Source organism: Xanthomonas rydalmerensis (assembly GCF_033170385.1).
Lineage (GTDB): Bacteria > Pseudomonadota > Gammaproteobacteria > Xanthomonadales > Xanthomonadaceae > Xanthomonas_A > Xanthomonas_A rydalmerensis.
The window spans coordinates 78,938-97,702 of the sequence record NZ_CP126170.1 but is presented as its reverse complement, the minus strand read 5'-3'; the positions used below and the strand labels follow the sequence as shown (position 1 = coordinate 97,702).

Below are 18,765 nucleotides of genomic sequence, written 5' to 3'. Positions count from 1 at the left end.
CGCGCACCCGCACCGGTGCGCTGCGCAGGAACCGCCGCTCGGCCCGGCACATGCGCGGCGCGCTAGTCCAGCACGCGGCAGAACACCGCCTTGAGGTAGCGCGATTCCTGCACGTGGGCCATGAACGGGTGGTCGGCGCCGGCACCGGCCACCTTCAGGATCTGGATGGTGCGGCCGGAGAAATAGGCGGCGCGGCGCAGCATGTCCAGGAACTCGTGCTCGGCGACCAGGCCGGTGCAGGAGAAGGTGGCGAACAGGCCACCCGGGGCGACCACGCCCAGCGCCAGCTTGTTCATGTCCAGGTATTTCTTCAGCGCCGGGATCACCTGGTCGCGGTCGCGGGTCATCTTGGCCGGGTCCAGGATCACCACGTCGTACCGGTCGCCGCGCGCGGCGGCATCGCGCAGGTACGGGAAGATGTCGGCCTGCACGAACTTGGGCCGCACGTCGTTGAGCCGGGCGTTGCCCTTGGCGATCTCGATCACGTCCTCGTCGATGTCCACGCCGACCACTTCGGTGGCGCCGCGGACCTTGGCGTAGACGGCGAAGCCGCCGGTGTTGCAGCACAGGTCGAGCACGCGCTTGCCCTCCACCTGCTGGCTCAGCCACTGGCGGTTCTCGCGCTGGTCGGCGAAGAAACCGGTCTTGTGCGCGCCGGCCGGATCGGCGCGGAAGCGCACGCCGTATTCGCTGATGATCGCCGGCTCCGGGCGCTCGCCGCTGCTGGACACCGGCCGGTAGTCGAAGCTCTCCTGCTTCTGCACGTGCTCCTCGGCGAAGCTGTAGAAGCGCGCGCCGGGGAACTGCGCGCGCAGCGCGGCGTAGATCCACTCGCGGTGGCGGAACATGCCGGCGCTGAAGAATTCCACCACCAGCAGGTCGCCGTAGCGGTCCACCACCAGCCCGGACAGGCCGTCGCCCTCGGCATGCACCACGCGCCAGGCGTCGCTGACCGCATCCAGCTTGAGCACGTCACGGCGCAGCGACACCGCCTCGGCGATCTTGCGCGCGAACCAGGACTCGTCGACGGCGATGTCGGGGTTGGTCTCGAGGATGCGCACGGCGATGCGCGAGTGGCCGTTGTAGAAGCCGCGACCGATCCAGTCGCCATCCACCCCGACCACGTCCACCAGCGCGCCCGGCTTGGGCTTGGCGGCGGGTTTTTCGACCAGTTTCTGGAAGATCCAAGGATGGCTGGAGCGCCAGGCGTTCTTGAGGCGGACTACGGGCAGGGGACTATTCATGAACGCCATTGTAGCCGCCCCGATTGACGGCACCGCCGGCAGCGGCAAGAATGCGCGCAGAAGGGGAGTAGCTCCCGACGTTGTCGCCGTCAATTCGAGCCCGCGGGCTCCGGTGCAACGGCAGCCGGTTCATCGGCTGCGAGCGAGACCTTCGCCGCAGTGGCGAAGGCACCCTCTGGACGACATCCGTCGTCTCCGTCCGGAACGCCTCCGCCACCGCGGCCCCGAGGTTCCCTGTTCACTGACGGAAAATTCCCAATGGAAACGATAGGCAACGTGTGGTTGTGGGGCGGTTTCGCGATCGTGGTGATCGTGGCGCTGCTGGCGGACCTGGTGCTGATGCGCCACGGCGGTCCGCACAAGGTCACCTTCAAGGAAGCGCTGTGGTGGAGCATCGGCTGGATCGCGCTGGCGCTGGCGTTCAATGGCGGCCTGTGGTGGTACCTGCGCGAGACCATCGACGTGGCCACCGGCAACCGCCTGGGCCTGGAGTTTCTGACCGGCTACCTGGTCGAGAAGTCGCTGGCGGTCGACAACATCTTCGTGTTCCTGATGATCATGAGCTACTTCGCGGTGCCGGAGGAGCAGCGCCAGCGCGTGCTGGTGATCGGCGTACTCGGCGCAATCGTGCTGCGCGCGGTGATGATCTTCGCCGGCTCGGTGCTGCTGACCAAGTTCCACTGGCTGCTGTACGTGTTCGGCGCGTTCCTGCTGCTGACCGGCATCAAGATGTGGTTCTCGGCGGGCAAGGAGCCTGACTTGGAAGCCAACCCGGTACTGCGCTTCATGCGCAAGCATCTGCGCCTGACCCCGCAGTACCACGGCAACGCGCTGAGCGTGACCCAGGAAGGCAAGCGCTGGTTCACTCCGCTGTTCGCGGTGCTGATGCTGATCGCGATCACCGACGTGATCTTCGCGGTGGACAGCATCCCGGCGATCTTCGCGATCACCACCGACCCGTTCATCGTGCTGACCTCCAACGTGTTCGCGGTACTGGGCCTGCGCGCGATGTTCTTCCTGCTGGCCGGCATGGCCGACCGCTTCCACCTGCTGCCCTACGGCCTGGCGATCGTGCTGGTGTTCATCGGCACCAAGATGCTGATCATCGACCTGTACAAGATCCCGGTGCTGGTGTCGCTGCTGGCGGTGGCGGTGGTGATCGGCGCGACCATCGTGCTGAGCCTGCTGCGCCCGGCCAAGCCGGCGCACTGACCCGGCACTGGCACCGCGGCCGCGGATTGTCCCGCGGCCGTGGCCAGTCCCTCCCACCGGCGGCGCCTTGCCTTGCAGGCCGGGCGCCGCCATCCAGGGAGCATGGACACCTCTTCGCTCCCCTCGCCCCCGCCCGAACCCGAGGCGCAGGGCCGCTTCGACCGCGCGCGGATCCTGCGCGCGTTCAATGCCAGCCTGGCCTTTGTGGCGGTACTGGTGGCGGTGTTCGCCAGCCAGGGCCTGTTCGACTGGCGGCCGTGGGCGGTCGCGCCGCACACGGCCGCCGGCCTGCTCGGCGTGCTGACCGCGCCGCTGCTGCACGGCTCGCCGGAGCACCTGGGGGCCAATGCCGGCGCACTGCTGATCCTGGGCACCCTGGCCGGCAGCGTGTATCCGCGCGCCACCCTGGCCGGGCTGCCCTTGCTGTGGTTGGGCTCGGGCCTGGGCGCCTGGTGGCTCGGCGACCCCGGCAGCCATCACCTGGGCGCCAGCGGCGTCGCCCACGGCCTGCTATTCCTGGTATTCGTGCTCGCCTTGCTGCGCCGCGACCGCGCCGCGATCGCCGCCAGCATGATCGCCTTCCTGTTCTACGGCGGCATGCTGGTGACGGTGCTGCCGCACGAGGACGGGGTGTCCTGGCAATCGCACCTGGGCGGTGCGGTGGGCGGCGTGGTCGCCGCGCTGCTGCTGCGCCATCGCGATCCGCTGCCGCCACGCAAGCGCTACAGCTGGGAGGACGAGGACGACGCGGACGAGATCCTCGTCGCAGACGACGAACTGGAACCGCCGCCGCCGACCCAGGTGCCGGTGCTGTGGCAACCGCCGCCGGTGTCGCGCGGGGTGGTGCTGCGCTTCCCGCCGCGCGAGGAGCGTGACGGGGGATGAGCATGACAATGCATAGGAGCGGCTTCAGCCGCGACCGGACTTGCCGCGTGGAACCCGGTCGCGGCTGAAGCCGCTCCTACAGCAAAGCGCGTCCAGCGAAGGACACCGTCGCAGGCGACGCTCGCCCCGCCACGCGCCGTACACTGACCGGTCCGCCGTCGCTGTCCGAGTTCGCATGCCCGTGTCGCCCGCCTGTCGTGTCCGCTTCGCCGCTACCGTGCTGGCGCTCGCCCTGGCCGCGTGCAGCGGCCCCGCGCTGCGTGCGCCGTCGCCTGCAGCGGACAAGGCCGTGGGCTATCTGCCGGCCACCGCGGTCCCGGACAGCCTGCAACTGCTGCCGGCACCGCCAGCGGCCGGCTCGCCAGGCGAGGCGCTGGACCTGGGGGTCAACCGCGAGGCGCTGGCCCTGCGCGGCAGCGCGCGCTGGCAGCAGGCCGCGCGCGATGCCGATCTGAGCTTCCCGACCGGCGCCGGCCAGTTCGCCTGCGCGCTGGGCGTGGCGATCGATGCGCAACACACCCCGCACCTTTACACATTGCTGGAACGCAGCCGCATCGACGCCAGCGCCGCCACCAAGGCGGCCAAGCGCCAGTACCAGCGCGCGCGGCCGTTCCTGCGCAACCAGCAGGCGGTGTGCACCCCGGGCGATCTCGACGACCTGCGCCAAAGCGGTTCCTATCCGTCGGGACACAGCGCCATCGGCTGGGCCTGGGCGCTGGTCCTGAGCGAGATCGCGCCCGAACGCGCGGAGGCGCTGATCGCGCGCGGCCGCAACTACGGCGAGAGCCGGCTGGTGTGCAACGTGCACTGGCAAAGCGACGTGCTCGCCGGCCGCTTCATGGGCGCAGCCACGGTGGCGCGGCTGCACGACGACTCGGACTTCCGCGCCGACCTGGCCGCGGCACGCGGCGAGATCGCCGCCGCGCGCGCGGCCGGGCGCGCGCCGGCCAGCGACTGCGCCGCGGAGGCCGACGTCCTGCAGGTGCGCCCGGCCAGCGTGCTGTAGCAACGCCTATCGGTGCGCGCCCGCGCGCCGAGGACGCATCCATGGACGATCCGCCTGACAGGCAGCGTGTGCATCCAGCCACCGCGTCGAGGTGACGCTTGCCCCACGCCTGCGCCCGCGGCGGCCACCGGGCGCTGCGGCCCCCCTGCCTTTGGACAGATGCGAACGGTCCGGGACGGCAGGCTAGACTCGCCGCCACTACCCGCCAAGGACCTGCACCCATGACCCAGTGGTACTTCCTGACCGGCAGCGAACAGACCCGCTCCGGCCCGTTCGACGATGCCGACGCAGTCGCCTTCGCCCGCAACAACCCCACGGCGCTGGCCTGGTGCCAGGGCCAGAGCGGCTGGCTCCCGGTGGCGCAGATCGCCGCGCTGCAGGGCGGCGCGGCGTTCCTGCCGCCGGGCCTGCCGCCGCCGCCGGCCGCGGGCGGCCGCGCCGACGAGATCGACTACCGCATCGTCGGCCACGAGATGCAGTTCGTGGAGATCGAGCTGGACCCGGGCGAGAGCGCGGTGGCCGAGGCCGGCGCACTGATGTTCAAGGACGCGGCGGTGCAGATGGACACCGTGTTCGGCGACGGCTCCGGCGGCAACCAGAGCGGCCTGATGGGCAAGCTGTTGTCGGCGGGCAAACGCCTGGTCACCGGCGAGAGCCTGTTCACCACCGTGTTCACCCACCAGGGCCAGGGCAAGGCCAAGGTCGCCTTCGCCGCGCCCTACCCCGGCACGGTGCTGGCGATGAAGCTGGACCAGCACGGCGGTCGCCTGATCTGCCAGAAGGACAGCTTCCTGGCCGGCGCGCGCGGGGTGTCGCTGGGCATCCACTTCCAGCGCAAGATCATGACCGGGCTGTTCGGCGGCGAAGGTTTCATCATGCAGAAGCTCGAGGGCGACGGCTGGGTGTTCGTGCACGCCGGCGGCTGCGTGATCGAGCGCGAGCTGGCTGCCGGCGAGCGGCTGGACGTGGACACCGGCTGCGTGGTCGCGTTCCACTCCTCGGTGGACATGGACGTGCGCCCGGTCAGCGGCATCAAGAGCATGTTCTTCGGCGGCGAAGGCATGTTCCTGGCCACCCTGACCGGCCCCGGCAAGGTATGGCTGCAATCGCTGCCGTTCTCGCGCCTGGCCGGGCGCATGTTCGCCGCCGCGCCGCAAGGCGGCGGGCAGAACCGCGGCGAAGGCTCGGTGCTGGGCGGCTTCGGCCGGATCCTGGACGGCGACAACAACTTCTGAGGCGGCACACTTAGCCCCTCTCCCCCCCGGGAGAGGGGTTGGGGCGAGGGGACGGGCGCGCAGCGCCTCGCAGCATCAGGAGCACAGGCGCCCACACCTCCGCTGAAGCGCAAGAACCACCCGTGGCATGACCTCCGGTCGTGGGCGGTGCAGGAGGATGCGGCTATGCTCGCGCCGGCTCCTTCCTCCTGTCCGCGACGCTTCCATGACCGTGTTCCGTTCCCCGCGCCTGTTGCTGTCCCTGTCCCTGTTCGGCCTGCTTGCCGCCTGCGGCGGCGAGCCCAAGCCGGCGCCGCCAGCCCCGGTGGTGAACGGACCGGCCCCGTCGCCGGCGGCCAAGCCGCTGCGCATCGGCATCGCCCTGGGCGGCGGTGCGGCCAAGGGCTTCGCCCACATCGGCGTGATCAAGATGCTGCAGGCCAACGGCCTGGAGCCGACGGTGGTGTCCGGCACCAGTGCCGGCAGCGTGGTCGGCGCGCTGTACGCCAGCGGCATGGACGCGTTCCAGATGCAGCAGGCGGCGGTGGCGCTGGACGAGAGCAGCATCCGCGACATGCGCCTGTTCTCCGGCGGCCTGGTGCAGGGCCAGGCGCTGCAGGACTATGTCAACGCGCAGCTCAAGGGCAAGCCGATCGAGAAGCTGGCCAAGCCGTTCGCCGCGGTCGCCACCCGCCTGGAAGACGGCGAGCGCACGGTGTTCGTGCGCGGCAACGCCGGCCAGGCGGTGCGCGCGTCCAGCAGCATCCCCGGCGTGTTCGAGCCGGTGACCATCGGCAAGTTCCACTACGTGGACGGCGGCGTGGTCAGCCCGGTGCCGGTGGACGCCGCACGCCAGCTCGGCGCGGACTTCGTCATCGCCGTGGACATCTCCAGCAAGGCCAGCGGCAAGAACCCGGGCAGCATGCTCGGCACCGTCAACCAGTCGATCGCGATCATGGGCCAGCGCCTGGGCCAGCAGGAACTGGGCCGCGCCGACATCGTGATCCGGCCCAAGGTCAACGACATCGGCGCGGCCGACTTCGCCCAGCGCAACGCCGCGATCCTGGAAGGCGAGAAGGCCGCATTGGCGGCGATGCCGCAGATCAAGGCCAAGCTGGCGCAACTGCAGCAGCAGCGCGCGGCCGCCGCAGCCGCGGCGGCAAAGGCCGCGCAACCGGCGCCACCGCCATGCGAACCGCCATCGCGCCTGGGCCGCCTGCTGCGCCGCGACGATCCCTGCAAGCCGAAGGACTGAGGCTTCGCTTCTCCCACCGGGAGAGGGGCCGGGGGTGAGGGTCCGGGCGCCAGGGGCCTCTACACGAACGCCCCTCGCCGGCTCATCCAACCTGGGGCTCATGTCGAGGCCACAGGTACCTTCAGCCATCCGCGCTGCGGACCTGATCGCAGCGCCACAGGGTTCGCTTCGCTCAGATCCGCGGCACCGCCGCACTCTGCCGCTGCGCGTCCTGCTGGTGTACATCCTGCTGCATCGCGACTTGCTGCGCCTGGACCAACGCCTGCTGCCGATCGAACTCGGCAAGCCGCTCAAAGGACTGCGCTACCGGCGTGCGGATCGCTTCTTCGGTGGACATGTGGGCGCGCACGTGCGCCGGATCCTTCGGATCGCCCTGCACGACGAACACCCGCTCGCCCGGCTGCGCCGTGCGCCCTTGCTCGCTCAACAGCACGTGATCCACTCGCTGCAGACCGTTGCGTGCGGCCAGGTCGGTGACGCTGGCCGCCATGCAGGCGCTGTCCGCATCGGGGATGCGTCCCAACTGCCGGTCCAGCGCCTGGGTGCCGGCGGCACACTGCTGGTACAGCGCATGGCGCGGATGGCCCGGCTCGGTGGGATCGGACATGTGCGCGGCCTGCGCGACCGCCGGACCCGCCTGGACCGGATCGGCCTCGGCCAGCGTCTGCGGGCTGCGCAGGATCGGCTGGTGGCGATACGGATCCTCGGGATGGAAATGCTCGCGGAATTGCTGGCGCTCCAGGCGCAGCGCACGGGTCTCGTCGAGTTCCCGGATCTGCTGCGGGTCGCGCACCGGCTGGGCGATGGTCTGCTCGCCACCGGACACCCAATTGGTCCACTGCCCGGTTCGCGCATCGCGCTCGTAATAGAAGCTCTGTGCACCGATCCGGTCCGGATCGGTGATCGGCCGCGCTTCGTGCGCGAGTAGGCGCGCGGCGGTCATGCGTGTGGTGTAGGACACCACATCGAGTTGCGCGTCGTCGTACTTGCGTACGTCGTTCAACGTGGCGCCTGCACGATCCAGGCCCAGCGCGGAGTTGTCGAGCATCATCGACCAGACCTTTTCCGCCTCGGGCTCACCGCCATGGCGGCGCGCGGCGTCGAGCAGCTCGCGTGGCGTCCAGCCGTTGGGATTGATGTGGTGCTTCTGAAAGGTGGCGTCGTGGACGGCTTCGACGTCCTTGACTGGAAGATTCAGTGCTTGTGCGGGCTGGTCATTGTCAAAGTAGCTTCGCCGACTCTCGAAGTCGCGCTTCATCAGATCCACGCCGAATTCGTTCCACTGCCGTTCGCTCATTGCGACGCCATCGCTGCGTGCCTGGCTTTCGGCGAACGCGTTTGCGGTGGCGCCTGGCGCGTTATCGTTACGGACTACGCCGAGCGCGAGCAACCCATAGCCATCGTTGCCTTGCTTGTTTGCAAGGTAGTTCCAGTAAAGCTCCCGATTCCCCTGCCCGGCGTAGTAACCGAGAACCTCGATATCGCGCTTGTCCAGACCATTCATTTCCAGAGCTCCTTTGCCCTACGCCTGCAGAACTACCTGTTCTGCGTCTTATCCCGTGTCACCATGAACTTATCTAGATAGCTGCGGGCTGCATCCTCTATTCGTTTCCAGTCCGGCAATGCGGCGCGCACGTAGCGCACCTCCACGAGCGTACTGATCTCGGGAAGCGCGAAGATATGATGGCACTCTGGAAGTTCGGCGTCCTTGCTGCGCACCAGCTTGCCGTCTCGATACTCGACACCGGTTTCGGCGACCACATGCGAGGTACAGTTGATGAAGGTACGGATTTCGCCATCCGCATCCCGTTCGACATACCAATCGTCGTGTTCCTCCGCTTTGAACACGGGCGCCGACGCCTGGTATCCCTTTGCCTGGTAGTAGGCAAACACTTTCGGCAGGTCCGCATAGTAGGGGGTCAGCCCATACACCGGTCTTTGTTCGAGACGGCTTTCCAGATGCTCTGCCGGATTGTCCTTGTCTGCGGAATAGCCTGTATAGCGCCTGCGTAGCGCCTCATGGACATTCACCCGATCCAGATAGTGATACCCGATATCGACCGTCCGCGTCGACACATCCAGGCGCAGATGCGTGCGTTCGCCCGGCGCGAACGGCTGCAGCGACGGGTATTCCAGGTACAGGCCGAAACTGTCGTCGAAGTTCGGCCCCATCTGGTCGCCGAAGTAGTTGGCCGGAATGCGTAGCTTGTACGGACCCAGGCATGCCTCCATCAGTGGCGGCGGCGTCTTGAACGGATCCTGTGGGCCGAGCTGGCGCTTTCGCACGCAGCCCTGGGCATTGGTGGAGGTGGACGCCGGCGTGTCGGCAGAGCCGGACTGGGCGCACCCCGCCAGGGGCAGGATGCCGGCAAGCAACAAGCACTGGGCCAAGCGCGTGGCGGGTCGCATCTGCATCCTCCGATAATGGCGGCGGCAGTATAGACGCGCGGTGCCGGCCACCGGCACGCATCGCCACAGCGGCCACCGCCGCAGCCATATCAGGCTGTGCGACGGGCGTCCTTGCCCGCCATGCGCCGCCGCTCAGTACCGCCAGCGCAACGTAAAGCTGACGAAACGCGGTTCGCCGTAGTTCTGGTAGTCCAGGTTGGCCCAGTACTTCTTGTTCAGCGCGTTGGTCACCGCCAGGGTCGCGGTCCACTGCGTGCTGAGCTGGTAGTTGGCATTGAAGTGCACCAGCGCGTACGGATCCTGCACCACGGTGACCGGGCGCGTGGCGGCGCTGCCGTCGCCGAGCGGACGCTGGATGTTGTAGCCACGCACCGCGCTCTGCCAGCTCACGCCGCCGCCCAGGCTCAGGCGCTGCCAGGCGCCGGGCAGGCGCACCTGGGTGGACAGCTGCAGATAGTCCTCCGGCAGGTTGGCGTAGATCGCATCGGTGGGCGCGCGGGTGACCTTGGCGTGGGTGTAGCCGGCATTGAGCGTCCAGCCCGGGCGCAATTCGCCGTTGTACTCCAGTTCCCAGCCACGGCTCTTGGTGCCGTCGACGCCGATGTAGGCCGAGCTGCCGTCGGGCAGCGAGGCCTCGGGTTGGGTCATGTCGCGCACCGCGTAGTTGTCCTGCTTGGCCTCGAACACTGCGGCGCTGAGCAGCGCGCGGCCGTCGGCCAGCTGCGCCTTGATGCCCGCCTCCAGGTTGGAACCCTGCACCGGCGCCAGCAGGTTGTTGTCCTTGTCCTTGTAGTTCTGCGGATTGAAGATCTCGGTGTAGCTGGCGTAGGTGGAGATGGCCGGGGTGATGTCGTAGACCAGGCCGACGTAGGGCGTGACCTCGTCGCTGACCCGGTAGCGGCCGCTGGTGCCGGTGTAGCTGCCGTCGGCCGCGAAGGCCTGGGTGCGGGTCTGCCAGGAACTCAGGCGCGCGCCGGCGATCAGCGATAGCGGCTCGGCCAGGCGCAGCCGGGTCGAGGCGTACACGCCGCGCTGGGTGGTGCGCGCCTCGCGCCGCGCACCGGTGCGGGCCGTGGTGATCTGGCCCACGTCGCCCTGCCAGTCGTAGACGTTGGGGATGTAGTAGCAGCGCTCGCGGCCGCAGGTGGTCCAGTCGCCCGGATAGCGCAGCGCCATGGTCGGCGTGTTCGACTGCAGGTCCTGCCAGCTGCCGCCGACGACCACATCGTGGTCGCGGCCGAACAGCGGGAAGCTGCCGGACAGGTACACGTCCAGGCCGTCGCGGGTGTCGGTGGTCTGCCCGGCGGCGGCGCGCAGGTAGATGCCGCTGCCGTCACGTTGGGGATAGCCGCTGCCGTAGACGCGCAGGTTTTCGACCTCGCCCTCGGTGCGCGCCAGATTGACCTTCAGCAGCCAGTTCTCGCCGAAGCGCTGTTCCAGGTTGGCGAAGGTGGTGCGGGTGTTGCGCTGCCAGCGCGCCCACTTCGGCGCCAGGTTGGTGGAGCTGGGCAGGTCGGCGAAGCCGCCGTCGGCGAAGAAGTACGGCACCGTGCCCCAGGTCGAGCCGACTGGATCGTTGTCCTGGCGCTGGTAGCCGACGGTAACCGTGGTGGTGTCGGTGAGGTCGCCTTCCAGCACCGCCATGCCCGACATCTTCTGCTCGGTGTAGTGGTCGTAGTAGTAGCCGCGGTCCTGCCAGGCGGCGACGAAGCGGCTGCGGAAGCGGCCGTCGGCGGTCAGCGGCGCGGTGACGTCGGCCTGGGTGCGGCGGAAGTCCCACGTGCCCAGCGAGGCCGCGAACGACGCATCGAAGGTCTTGCCGGGGCGCTTGCGCAGCAGGTTGACCGTGGCCGAGGGAATGCCGGCGCCGCTGAGCAGGCCGTTGGCGCCGCGGATCACCTCGACGCGGTCGTAGAAGACCATGTCGTATTCCTGGTTGGTGGAGCCGCTGTAGGTGGGCAGGCCGTCGACCTGGAAGTCGGTGATCTGGAAGCCGCGCGCGAAGTACAGCGGACGCTGGGTGTCGAAGAAGGACACGTTGACGCCGGTGACGTTGCGCATCACGTCGTTGATGCTGAACAGCGATTCCTCTTCCAGCCGCTGCTGGCCCAGCACGCTTACCGATTGCGGCGTCTCCTGCAGCGTCAGCGGCAGGCGGGTGGTCGTCGACGGCTGCGCACGGCTCGGGCTGCCGCTGACCTCGACCTTGTCCAGCGTGGTCGGCTGCACGTCGGCGGCGACCTCGGCCTCGGCGGCGAACAACGGGGCCGAAGCGGCGGAGAGCGCGGACAGCACGGCGAGGGACAGCAGGCGGCGTGGAGCGGAGGGAAGCATGGATCGATCTCGCGGGGTGGGCGCGGCGGCGACACGGTCGCGCCGCGGGTGGAGGAAAGGACAGGCGCAGCCGCGCTCCACGGCGGGGAATCCGGCGTGGCTGGCCCAAGAGGGCTGGCGGAGGGGCTGTGGCCATGGATGGCCGTCGCAGAACGCAAATGTAAATCGTTAGCAACAACTTAACAAGGGCTGCCATGCGCCGACACGCAGTGGCACACCCGGGTTCGGTCGCTAGCCGCGCGGCAACGGCAGGCCGGCGAAGTCCTTGACGGTACGCAGCACGAAGCTGGAATTGACGTCGGCGACGCCAGCGGCGTTCAGCAACTTGTCCAGCAGAAACGCGGAGAAGTGCGCCAGATCGCGGACGTAGACGTGCAGCAGGTAGTCCATGTCGCCGGTCAGCGCATGGCAGGCGACGACCTCGTCCCAGCCCTGCACGCTGTCGGCGAAATGGGCGATGCCGCTCTGGCCGTGCTTCTCCAGCTGCACGCGGACGAAGGCCTGCAGGCCCAGGCCGATCGCCGCCGGCACCAGCCGCGCGGCGTAGCCGGCGACCACACCCTCGGCCTCCAGCCGCTGCACCCGGCGCAGACAGGCCGAGGGCGACAGGTTCACCTGCGCCGCCAGCTCGGCATTGCTGGCGCGGCCCTGCCGCTGCAGCAGGGCGAGCAGGCGCAGGTCGGTGCGGTCGAAGGTCGGTGTTCCGGTCATTTATTGCTCTGCAACATGGAATCTACGCAACAATCTTGCGCGCAGCGCGTGGATCCCTGCAACTTCGCAAGCTCATTGCGTGGCTGCGCGCCTACCATCGTGGCATCCCTTTCCGGAGCGTCGACCATGGACACCGCACCGCGCCGCGTCGAACACCAGCAGACCGACAAGGGCTACGTGCCGGTCTACACCACCGCCGTGGTGACCCAGCCATGGGACAGCTACAGCGCCGACGACCACGCCACCTGGGGCACGCTGTACACGCGCCAGCGCGAGCTGCTGGTCGGCCGCGCCTGCGACGAGTTCCTGCAGGCGCAGGACGCGATGGGCATGAGTCCGCAGGCGATCCCGCGCTTCGACGCGCTCAATGCGGTACTGCAGGCGACCACCGGCTGGACCCTGGTCGGCGTCGAGGGGCTGCTGCCGGAACTGGACTTCTTCGACCACCTGGCCAACCGCCGCTTCCCGGTGACCTGGTGGATCCGCCGTCCCGAGCAGATCGACTACATCGCCGAGCCGGATCTGTTCCACGACCTGTTCGGCCACGTGCCGCTGCTGATGAACCCGCTGTTCGCCGACTACATGCAGGCCTACGGCCGCGGCGGGGTGAAGGCGCATGCGATCGGCCCGGAGGCGCTGCAGAACCTGACCCGGCTGTACTGGTACACGGTGGAGTTCGGCCTGATCGACACGCCGAACGGCCTGCGCATCTACGGCGCCGGCATCGTCTCGTCCAAGGGCGAATCGTTGTATTCGCTGGAGTCGGACGCGCCCAACCGCATCGGCTTCGACCTGCAGCGGATCATGCGCACCCGCTACCGCATCGACACCTACCAGAAGACTTACTTCGTCATCGACAGCTTCGAGCAGCTGATGCAGGCGACCTCGCCGGACTTCACCCCGATCTATGCGGCGCTGGCCGACCAGGCGCAGCTGCCGGCCGGCCAGGTGCAGCCGCAGGACCGCGTGTTCCATGCCGGCAGCGGCGAAGGCTGGGCGGACGGCGGCGACGTGTGAGGTGCGGCCATGCCCGTCTCCGCCGAACCTGACGGAGACCGGGCATGGCGCAGGGTCAATCGGTGCCGTACTTCGGGTTGTAGGGTCCGTACAGCAGGCCGCCAGGGTGGCCGGCGGACAGCAGACGCTGGCTGGCCACGTTACCCATCTGATGCCCCTGGTCGGTGACCTGGTTGACGACCTGATTGATCGCCGCCGTCACCAGCATCCCGACCAGGCCGCCACCGGCGTTGTTCTGATTTTCGCCGCTCGACGCCTGCGCCTGGCCCTGCCACAACACCGTCCCGGTGCGCAGATCCACCAGCTTGGCGTTGGCTGAAACCACCACCACGCTGTTGATGATCTGATACACGGCACCGTACTTTTCCACGGTGATGTACAGGGCCGCGTCGGCTCCGAAGATCTCGCGCAGCTTCTCCGGCGCGACCGCCTGGGCCTCGTCGGCCACCGTGATGCCGTTCTGCTTGAAGGTCTCGTAGACCGGCGCCACCGGCAGCACGTAGTAGCCGGCTTCGGCCAACGGCAGCGTGGTCACCGACAGCACGCTCAGGCTGGCGTTGACATCCGGGGCATGGCTGACCGGCGGCAGGACCAGGATCGACCGCGGCTTGCTGGCCTTGTACGCGCTGTAATCGCGGGACATCGGCTGCGTCGCGCAGGCGCTCAGCAGCAGACCGAGCACGGCCACGCAGGCCATTCTTGCGACGTTCTTCATTGCGCGCTCCTCGCGTTGCTGCCGTTCTTCAACAGCAGATCGATGTACGTGGTGGACTCGGGGTACTGGGCCTTCTCGGCGAGGAGTTGCTGCTGGGCCTTGGCATCGTTGCCGGTTTCCGCGTACAGCATCCCCAGGTGCGCCTGCAGTCCGGGCGGCGGCCTGCGATTGGCGGCCTGCATCACCTGCAGGTCCTTTTCCAGCGCCTGGATCTGCTGCTCCGGGCTATCGCCCTTGAAGTGGCTGTAGACCTGATCCTGGTAGCTGCCCCACTGGTAGAGCGATGCGTTCTGGTGAGCGCAGCCGACCAGCGCGAGCATGGCGCAGGCGCCGAGCCAGATCCGCTTGCGGACGTTGATGGTGTTCATGTGCGAGGGTGCGTTGCGGGTCACTTGACCGGCTTCCATGCGCCGGCGTCGACCGCGGTGGTGAGATTGTTGACGGCCTCGCGGATCGCCAGATCCAGGACTTTGCCGTTGAGCGTGGAGTCGTAGCTGGAGGTCCCGCCGAAACCGACGATCTCGCGATTGGACAAGGTGTACTCGCCACCACCCTGCACCGAATACACCACTTCGGACGTCGCGCTATCGACCACGTTCAGGCTGACCTTCGCATAGGCCTGCTGCTGCTTGCCGCGACCGAGAATGCCGAACAGCTGCGTATCGCCGGTCTCCTTGCGGCCGAACTCGGTCACGTCGCCGGTAATGACATAGTCGCGCCCTTGAGCTGCTGCGCCTGCCCCTTGATCTGGGCTTCCTGCTGGATCTCGCCCATGTTGTCGCGATCCAGCACGCGGAAGCGATTGGTCTGTTGCAGGTGGGTGATCAGGATGGTCTTGGCCTGGCTGCCCAGACGATCCGCGCCATCGGAAAACAGGCCGCGCATGAAGGACGAGCGATTGTCGAACTTGCCCACCGCGATCGGCGCGCGTGCGCCGGCGTAGGGCACGCTGGCCGCCGCCACGGTCTGCGGCTTGACGCTCTGATGGGTTTCGGTCGCGCAAGCCGCCAGGCCCAACGCAAGCGCCAACCCCATGGTCCCCTTGATCACACTGTCCTTCATCGACTACCCCTTGTTGATACAGCTACGAGAAAAATGCATCGCCAGCGGCTCTGCCCTTGCCCAGCGTCGCCGCATGCCACACGCATGCGCGCACCGCGTGCATAGGACGCGATGCGTGCCATCGGCGAGAGGGAGAGAACAGGCACAGCGGAAGATTGATGTCGCTCCATGACCCTCCTGCGCAGGGCAGGGAAAGAAAAATCCATGTCGTCCCGCGACGCAGCGGGACCCAGCTAGGCGATGGGTATCGGCGGCGTCACCTGAAACTCTAGGCGTGTTTTGCAGACGCGTCGCGATGCCCAGGACACGGACAGCGCGTCCTCGCGCCGCCGCACAGTCAGGCCGGGCCGCTGCGGCGACTGGCAGCTGCGACAAGCTGCACCGCGGCACGGATCGGCCGGTACACGTCGGCAAATCGGCAATGCGCCGATCCCGGCGCCACCGATGGCGCACCTACGCTGCGCAGCGAGCGAGATCGGTGCGCCACGACGCGGTCACCCCGGATTCCCGGACGCTCCCGCCCAACACGTGTTGGCGGTCCTGTGCGTCGGGAGACTCCTCATGCTCATTTATGTCGGCCTGGACGGCGATCAGGCGGATCAGCGCGGCGCCAAGCTGAAGGCCTTGCAATCCCACTTCGGCGAGACCCAGTCGCACGCGTTGACCATGCTCGACGCGACATCGCTGTCGCCCAGCAACAAGACCCGCGGCAAGCGCCTGGTGATCAATTCGCACGGCAACGTCAATGTCTTTGCCGGGCTGACGCCGGAGGCATTCCTGCAGCAACTGCTGGCCAAGGGGCTGGGCAGGGAGTCGTTCGAGGAGATCGTGCTGATGGCGTGCCAGGTCGGCGCGCAGAGCCAGACCAACTCCATCGCCAACAACTTCGCCAAGGACCTGAAGCGGCTGCTGGTCGGCCACGGCATCCTGGCCAAGCTGTACGCGCCGCGCGGCACGCTGACCTACCTGGTGCACACCGAGCAGAAGCTGGGCCAGACGTTCTACGTGGTGGACAGCATGCATATCGCCTGCCCGGAGCGGAACTATCCGCTGGCGGAAGGCCTGCTGCTGGTGCAGTAAGTCCGCATGCAAACGCCCCGCAGGTGCGGGGCGTTTGGCGGACACGCGACCGGGCGAATGCGCCCGAGTGTCTCTGCGACCTCAGGCCGCGGCCGCGTCGGCCTTGCCCAGCACGCCAGCGACGAAGGCGCGCAGGTCGGCGTCCTTGGCGTTGTCGAAGAAGCACTGCTGGAAGCGCGAGCCGCCCACGGCCTGCTTGACCAGTTCCGGGTCCAGCGCACGCAGGCCGTCCAGGTAGGACTTGGCCAGGGCCTGCTTGACCTGGGTCAGGATGCCGGCGTTGGCCTGCTGCGATTCGCGACGCTCGGCCGGGTAGCCCATGCCGCGCTCGCCGCTGAAGGCCTTCTCGAAGATATAGCGCACGTTGATCTCCGCGCCCCAGCCGTAGCCCTTGGCGAAGGCCAGCGCCAGCGCGTTGCCGTTGTTGACCTGGGCGAACAGGTAGGCGTCGGTGGGTTCGATGCAATAGCCGCAGAACACGCCCGGGTGCGCGTTGAGCGACATCATCGCGCCCTGGCCGGTGCCGCAGCCGGCGACCACGAAGTCCACCGCGCCGGCGTTGAGCAGCAGGCCGGCGCAGATGCCGAGGTGGATGTAGGTCAAGCGATGGTCGGCGTCGCCGTCCATGCCGACGTTGAACACGCTGTGGCCCTGCGCGGCGGCGACGTCGTTGAGCTGCTGCAGGATCACCGGGTTCTTGGCGGCCTGGCTAAATTCGTTCATTAGAGCGATTTTCATGGGGGTCCTTGGTGGGGGGTTTGGGTTTGGTTGGGATGGGTCGGCGGTGGGCGTACCCCCATCCGCCCTGCGGGCACCTTCCCCCGGTGGGGGAAGGGAAAGGCCACGCGCTCTGCTTAGCGGGCGAGCCAGCCGCCGTCGACCGGGATCACGGTGCCGTTGACGTAGTCTGAGGCGCTGCTGGCCAGGAACACCGCGGTACCGCCCAGGTCTTCCGGCACGCCCCAGCGGCCGGCCGGGATGCGGTCCAGGATCGCCTGGTTGCGCGCGGCGTCGGCACGCAACTGCGCAGTGTTGTCGGTGGCCATGTAGCCGGGGGCGATGGCGTTGATGTTGACGCCCTTGGCGCCCCACTCGTTGGCCAGCAGGCGGGTGATGCCGGCGATGCCGGACTTGCTGGCGGTGTAGGACGGCACGCGGATGCCGCCCTGGAACGACAGCATCGAGGCGATGTTGATGATCTTGCCGCTGCCCTGGGCGATGAAGTGGCGGCCGGCGGCCTGGCACATGAAGAAGGCGGACTTGATGTTGACGTTCATGACGTCGTCCCAGTCCTGCTCGCTGAAGTCCACCGCGTCGGCGCGGCGGATCAGGCCCGCATTGTTGACCAGGATGTCGAGGCGGCCGAGGCCGGCCAGGGTCTCGTCGAGGATGCGCTGCACCGGCTCGATGCTGATCAGGTTGGCCTCGATGGCGAGGAAGCGCCGGCCCAGTGCGGTGACCTTGGCCTCGGTCTCGGTCGGCGCCTGGATGCCGGCGGCGGCGATGTCGGCGCCGGCCTGCGCCAGGGCCACGGCGATGCCTTGGCCGAGGCCGGTGTTGGCGCCGGTGACCAGGGCGACCTTGCCTTCGAGACTGAACGGATGGGTCATTGCGGGGGCTCCTAGAGGATGCGGACGGCGGGGACGGTGGCGGGGCACGGCGCGGACGACGGCCTACTTGAGTTGGCAGATGTCCAGCACGTGCATGTCGGTGTAGTCGAGGTTCTCGCCGCCCATCGCCCAGATGAAGGCGTAGTTGGCGGTACCGGCGCCCATGTGGATCGACCAGGGCGGCGACACCACCGCCTCGTTGTTCTGCACCACGATGTGGCGCTGCGCGTCCGGCTCGCCCATGAAGTGGTAGACGCGGTCGTTGGCGCCGAGGTCGAAGTAGAAATAGACCTCGCTGCGGCGGTCGTGCAGGTGCGGCGGCATGGTGTTCCAGACGCTGCCCGGCTTCAGCACGGTCAGGCCCAGCAGCAGCTGCGAGGACTGGCAGGTGGCCGGCACGATGTACTGGTAGATGGTGCGTTCGTTGCTGGTCTCCAGCGCGCCGCGGTCCAGCGCCACCGCCTCGGCGATCGACAGCCGCTTGGTGGCGAAGCGCGCATGCGCCGGGGTGGAGGCCAGGTAGAACTGCGCCGGCGTGGCCGCGTCGTCGGAGGCGAACACCACCTCGGCGCTGCCCATCGCCACGTACAGGCCGTCCTTCGGCCCCAGCGGATACGCGGTGCCGTCGACGGTGACGGTGCCGCCGCCGGCGCCGACGTTGATCACGCCCAGCTCGCGCCGCTCCAGGAACGGGTGGCCGGCGGCCGAGGCCGGCTCGGTCTGCGCCGGCAGCGTCAGCGCCCGTGTGCGCGGGGCGGCGCCGCCGAGCACGAAGCGCTCGTAGTGGGTGTACTTCAGGGTCACCGCGTCGTCCACGAACAGGCCGTCGAGCAGGTACAGGTCGCGCAACTGGTCGTTGCTGGCGCCCTTGATCGCGTCGGGATGGGTGGCGTAGTGGGTCTTGCAGTACAGGGACATGGGCTTCTCCAGTGCAGGCGACGGCATGCGGCAGCCCGCCACGGAAGACAGTCTAGCGGGTCTGGTAAACCGGTGTCATTGCGCAGTGCACGA

The 18,765-nt window shown here is 68.2% G+C and carries 17 protein-coding genes and 1 pseudogene; 7 read left to right on the top strand and 11 right to left on the bottom strand.

All coding sequences use genetic code 11. From position 1 onward, the window contains the following. Nucleotides 1-62 precede the first annotated feature (62 nt). Entirely contained in the window at nt 63-1,244 is a 1,182-nt protein-coding gene (locus tag QN245_RS00440) for a class I SAM-dependent rRNA methyltransferase (RefSeq protein ID WP_160968567.1), read from the bottom strand. Between the two features lie 258 nt (nt 1,245-1,502). Between QN245_RS00440 and QN245_RS00435 the strand changes: the two genes are divergently transcribed. From QN245_RS00435 to QN245_RS00415, 5 genes are all read left to right on the top strand, one after another. Beyond that, nucleotides 1,503-2,456, top strand: a complete 954-nt coding sequence (locus tag QN245_RS00435; protein ID WP_160968569.1) for a TerC family protein — start codon at nt 1,503-1,505, stop codon at nt 2,454-2,456. Between the two features lie 102 nt (nt 2,457-2,558). Next, complete coding sequence (locus tag QN245_RS00430) at nt 2,559-3,341, top strand: rhomboid family intramembrane serine protease (RefSeq protein WP_184646978.1); 783 nt, start codon at nt 2,559-2,561, stop codon at nt 3,339-3,341. 175 nt (nt 3,342-3,516) lie between these two features. Beyond that, the gene (locus tag QN245_RS00425; RefSeq protein ID WP_317844245.1) at nt 3,517-4,347 is read left to right on the top strand and encodes an acid phosphatase; all 831 of its coding nucleotides are present in this window, start codon (nt 3,517-3,519) and stop codon (nt 4,345-4,347) included. Nucleotides 4,348-4,568: 221 nt separating this feature from the next. After that, nucleotides 4,569-5,582 carry a TIGR00266 family protein gene (locus QN245_RS00420; protein WP_160968576.1) on the top strand — a complete coding sequence of 338 codons (1,014 nt, stop codon included), beginning with the start codon at nt 4,569-4,571 and terminating at the stop codon, nt 5,580-5,582. 205 nt (nt 5,583-5,787) lie between these two features. Continuing rightward, on the top strand, nt 5,788-6,816 hold the full coding sequence (locus QN245_RS00415; RefSeq protein ID WP_160968578.1) for a patatin-like phospholipase family protein: 1,029 nt from the start codon (nt 5,788-5,790) through the stop codon (nt 6,814-6,816). Nucleotides 6,817-6,988: 172 nt separating this feature from the next. Here QN245_RS00415 and QN245_RS00410 read toward each other — a convergent pair whose 3' ends face one another. The 4 genes from QN245_RS00410 to QN245_RS00395 form a co-directional block, all read right to left on the bottom strand. Further along, complete coding sequence (locus QN245_RS00410) at nt 6,989-8,320, bottom strand: XVIPCD domain-containing protein (protein WP_167088075.1); 1,332 nt, start codon at nt 8,318-8,320, stop codon at nt 6,989-6,991. A gap of 32 nt (nt 8,321-8,352) precedes the next feature. Next, a complete protein-coding gene (locus QN245_RS00405) occupies nt 8,353-9,225 on the bottom strand; it encodes a hypothetical protein (protein ID WP_167088077.1) in 873 nt (290 codons plus the stop codon). A gap of 132 nt (nt 9,226-9,357) precedes the next feature. Then, complete coding sequence (locus QN245_RS00400; protein ID WP_317844244.1) at nt 9,358-11,559, bottom strand: TonB-dependent siderophore receptor; 2,202 nt, start codon at nt 11,557-11,559, stop codon at nt 9,358-9,360. Between the two features lie 231 nt (nt 11,560-11,790). Further along, nucleotides 11,791-12,270 carry an Lrp/AsnC family transcriptional regulator gene (locus tag QN245_RS00395; RefSeq protein ID WP_160968584.1) on the bottom strand — a complete coding sequence of 160 codons (480 nt, stop codon included), beginning with the start codon at nt 12,268-12,270 and terminating at the stop codon, nt 11,791-11,793. A gap of 126 nt (nt 12,271-12,396) precedes the next feature. Between QN245_RS00395 and phhA the strand changes: the two genes are divergently transcribed. Next, entirely contained in the window at nt 12,397-13,287 is an 891-nt protein-coding gene (gene phhA, locus QN245_RS00390; RefSeq protein WP_184448777.1) for a phenylalanine 4-monooxygenase, read from the top strand. Between the two features lie 55 nt (nt 13,288-13,342). Here phhA and QN245_RS00385 read toward each other — a convergent pair whose 3' ends face one another. The 3 genes and pseudogenes from QN245_RS00385 to QN245_RS00375 all read right to left on the bottom strand — a co-directional run bounded on the left by QN245_RS00385 (nt 13,343) and on the right by QN245_RS00375 (nt 14,887). After that, nucleotides 13,343-14,002 carry a DUF799 domain-containing protein gene (locus QN245_RS00385; protein ID WP_184646972.1) on the bottom strand — a complete coding sequence of 220 codons (660 nt, stop codon included), beginning with the start codon at nt 14,000-14,002 and terminating at the stop codon, nt 13,343-13,345. Beyond that, nucleotides 13,999-14,394, bottom strand: a complete 396-nt coding sequence (locus QN245_RS00380; protein WP_317844243.1) for a DUF4810 domain-containing protein — start codon at nt 14,392-14,394, stop codon at nt 13,999-14,001. The genes QN245_RS00385 and QN245_RS00380 overlap by 4 nt, the downstream gene beginning before the upstream one ends. After that, nucleotides 14,391-14,887: pseudogene (locus QN245_RS00375) on the bottom strand (CsgG/HfaB family protein). The gene QN245_RS00380 and the pseudogene QN245_RS00375 overlap by 4 nt, the downstream one beginning before the upstream one ends. A gap of 738 nt (nt 14,888-15,625) precedes the next feature. Here QN245_RS00375 and QN245_RS00370 point away from each other — a divergent pair. Continuing rightward, nucleotides 15,626-16,144 (top strand): hypothetical protein, encoded by a 519-nt coding sequence (locus QN245_RS00370; RefSeq protein ID WP_184448781.1) that lies wholly within the window; start codon nt 15,626-15,628, stop codon nt 16,142-16,144. An 81-nt stretch (nt 16,145-16,225) separates the two neighbouring features. Here the strand turns inward: QN245_RS00370 and QN245_RS00365 are convergent, their stop codons facing one another. The 3 genes from QN245_RS00365 to kduI all read right to left on the bottom strand — a co-directional run bounded on the left by QN245_RS00365 (nt 16,226) and on the right by kduI (nt 18,672). Further along, the gene (locus tag QN245_RS00365; RefSeq protein WP_317844242.1) at nt 16,226-16,882 is read right to left on the bottom strand and encodes an RpiB/LacA/LacB family sugar-phosphate isomerase; all 657 of its coding nucleotides are present in this window, start codon (nt 16,880-16,882) and stop codon (nt 16,226-16,228) included. Nucleotides 16,883-16,998: 116 nt separating this feature from the next. Beyond that, complete coding sequence (gene kduD / locus QN245_RS00360) at nt 16,999-17,754, bottom strand: 2-dehydro-3-deoxy-D-gluconate 5-dehydrogenase KduD (protein ID WP_317844241.1); 756 nt, start codon at nt 17,752-17,754, stop codon at nt 16,999-17,001. 63 nt (nt 17,755-17,817) lie between these two features. Next, the gene (kduI, locus tag QN245_RS00355; RefSeq protein WP_184448784.1) at nt 17,818-18,672 is read right to left on the bottom strand and encodes a 5-dehydro-4-deoxy-D-glucuronate isomerase; all 855 of its coding nucleotides are present in this window, start codon (nt 18,670-18,672) and stop codon (nt 17,818-17,820) included. Nucleotides 18,673-18,765 lie beyond the last annotated feature (93 nt).

Excerpts from the sequence above, each read along its gene's own strand:
- QN245_RS00440 (WP_160968567.1), bottom strand. The coding sequence starts at position 1,244 with ATGAATAGTCCCCTGCCCGTAGTCCGCCTCAAGAACGCCTGGCGCTCC.
- QN245_RS00435 (WP_160968569.1), top strand. The coding sequence starts at position 1,503 with ATGGAAACGATAGGCAACGTGTGGTTGTGGGGCGGTTTCGCGATCGTG.
- QN245_RS00430 (WP_184646978.1), top strand. The coding sequence starts at position 2,559 with ATGGACACCTCTTCGCTCCCCTCGCCCCCGCCCGAACCCGAGGCGCAG.
- QN245_RS00425 (WP_317844245.1), top strand. The coding sequence starts at position 3,517 with ATGCCCGTGTCGCCCGCCTGTCGTGTCCGCTTCGCCGCTACCGTGCTG.
- QN245_RS00420 (WP_160968576.1), top strand. The coding sequence starts at position 4,569 with ATGACCCAGTGGTACTTCCTGACCGGCAGCGAACAGACCCGCTCCGGC.
- QN245_RS00415 (WP_160968578.1), top strand. The coding sequence starts at position 5,788 with ATGACCGTGTTCCGTTCCCCGCGCCTGTTGCTGTCCCTGTCCCTGTTC.
- QN245_RS00410 (WP_167088075.1), bottom strand. The coding sequence starts at position 8,320 with ATGAATGGTCTGGACAAGCGCGATATCGAGGTTCTCGGTTACTACGCC.
- QN245_RS00405 (WP_167088077.1), bottom strand. The coding sequence starts at position 9,225 with ATGCGACCCGCCACGCGCTTGGCCCAGTGCTTGTTGCTTGCCGGCATC.
- QN245_RS00400 (WP_317844244.1), bottom strand. The coding sequence starts at position 11,559 with ATGCTTCCCTCCGCTCCACGCCGCCTGCTGTCCCTCGCCGTGCTGTCC.
- QN245_RS00395 (WP_160968584.1), bottom strand. The coding sequence starts at position 12,270 with ATGACCGGAACACCGACCTTCGACCGCACCGACCTGCGCCTGCTCGCC.
- phhA (WP_184448777.1), top strand. The coding sequence starts at position 12,397 with ATGGACACCGCACCGCGCCGCGTCGAACACCAGCAGACCGACAAGGGC.
- QN245_RS00385 (WP_184646972.1), bottom strand. The coding sequence starts at position 14,002 with ATGAAGAACGTCGCAAGAATGGCCTGCGTGGCCGTGCTCGGTCTGCTG.
- QN245_RS00370 (WP_184448781.1), top strand. The coding sequence starts at position 15,626 with ATGCTCATTTATGTCGGCCTGGACGGCGATCAGGCGGATCAGCGCGGC.
- QN245_RS00365 (WP_317844242.1), bottom strand. The coding sequence starts at position 16,882 with ATGAAAATCGCTCTAATGAACGAATTTAGCCAGGCCGCCAAGAACCCG.
- kduD (WP_317844241.1), bottom strand. The coding sequence starts at position 17,754 with ATGACCCATCCGTTCAGTCTCGAAGGCAAGGTCGCCCTGGTCACCGGC.
- kduI (WP_184448784.1), bottom strand. The coding sequence starts at position 18,672 with ATGTCCCTGTACTGCAAGACCCACTACGCCACCCATCCCGACGCGATC.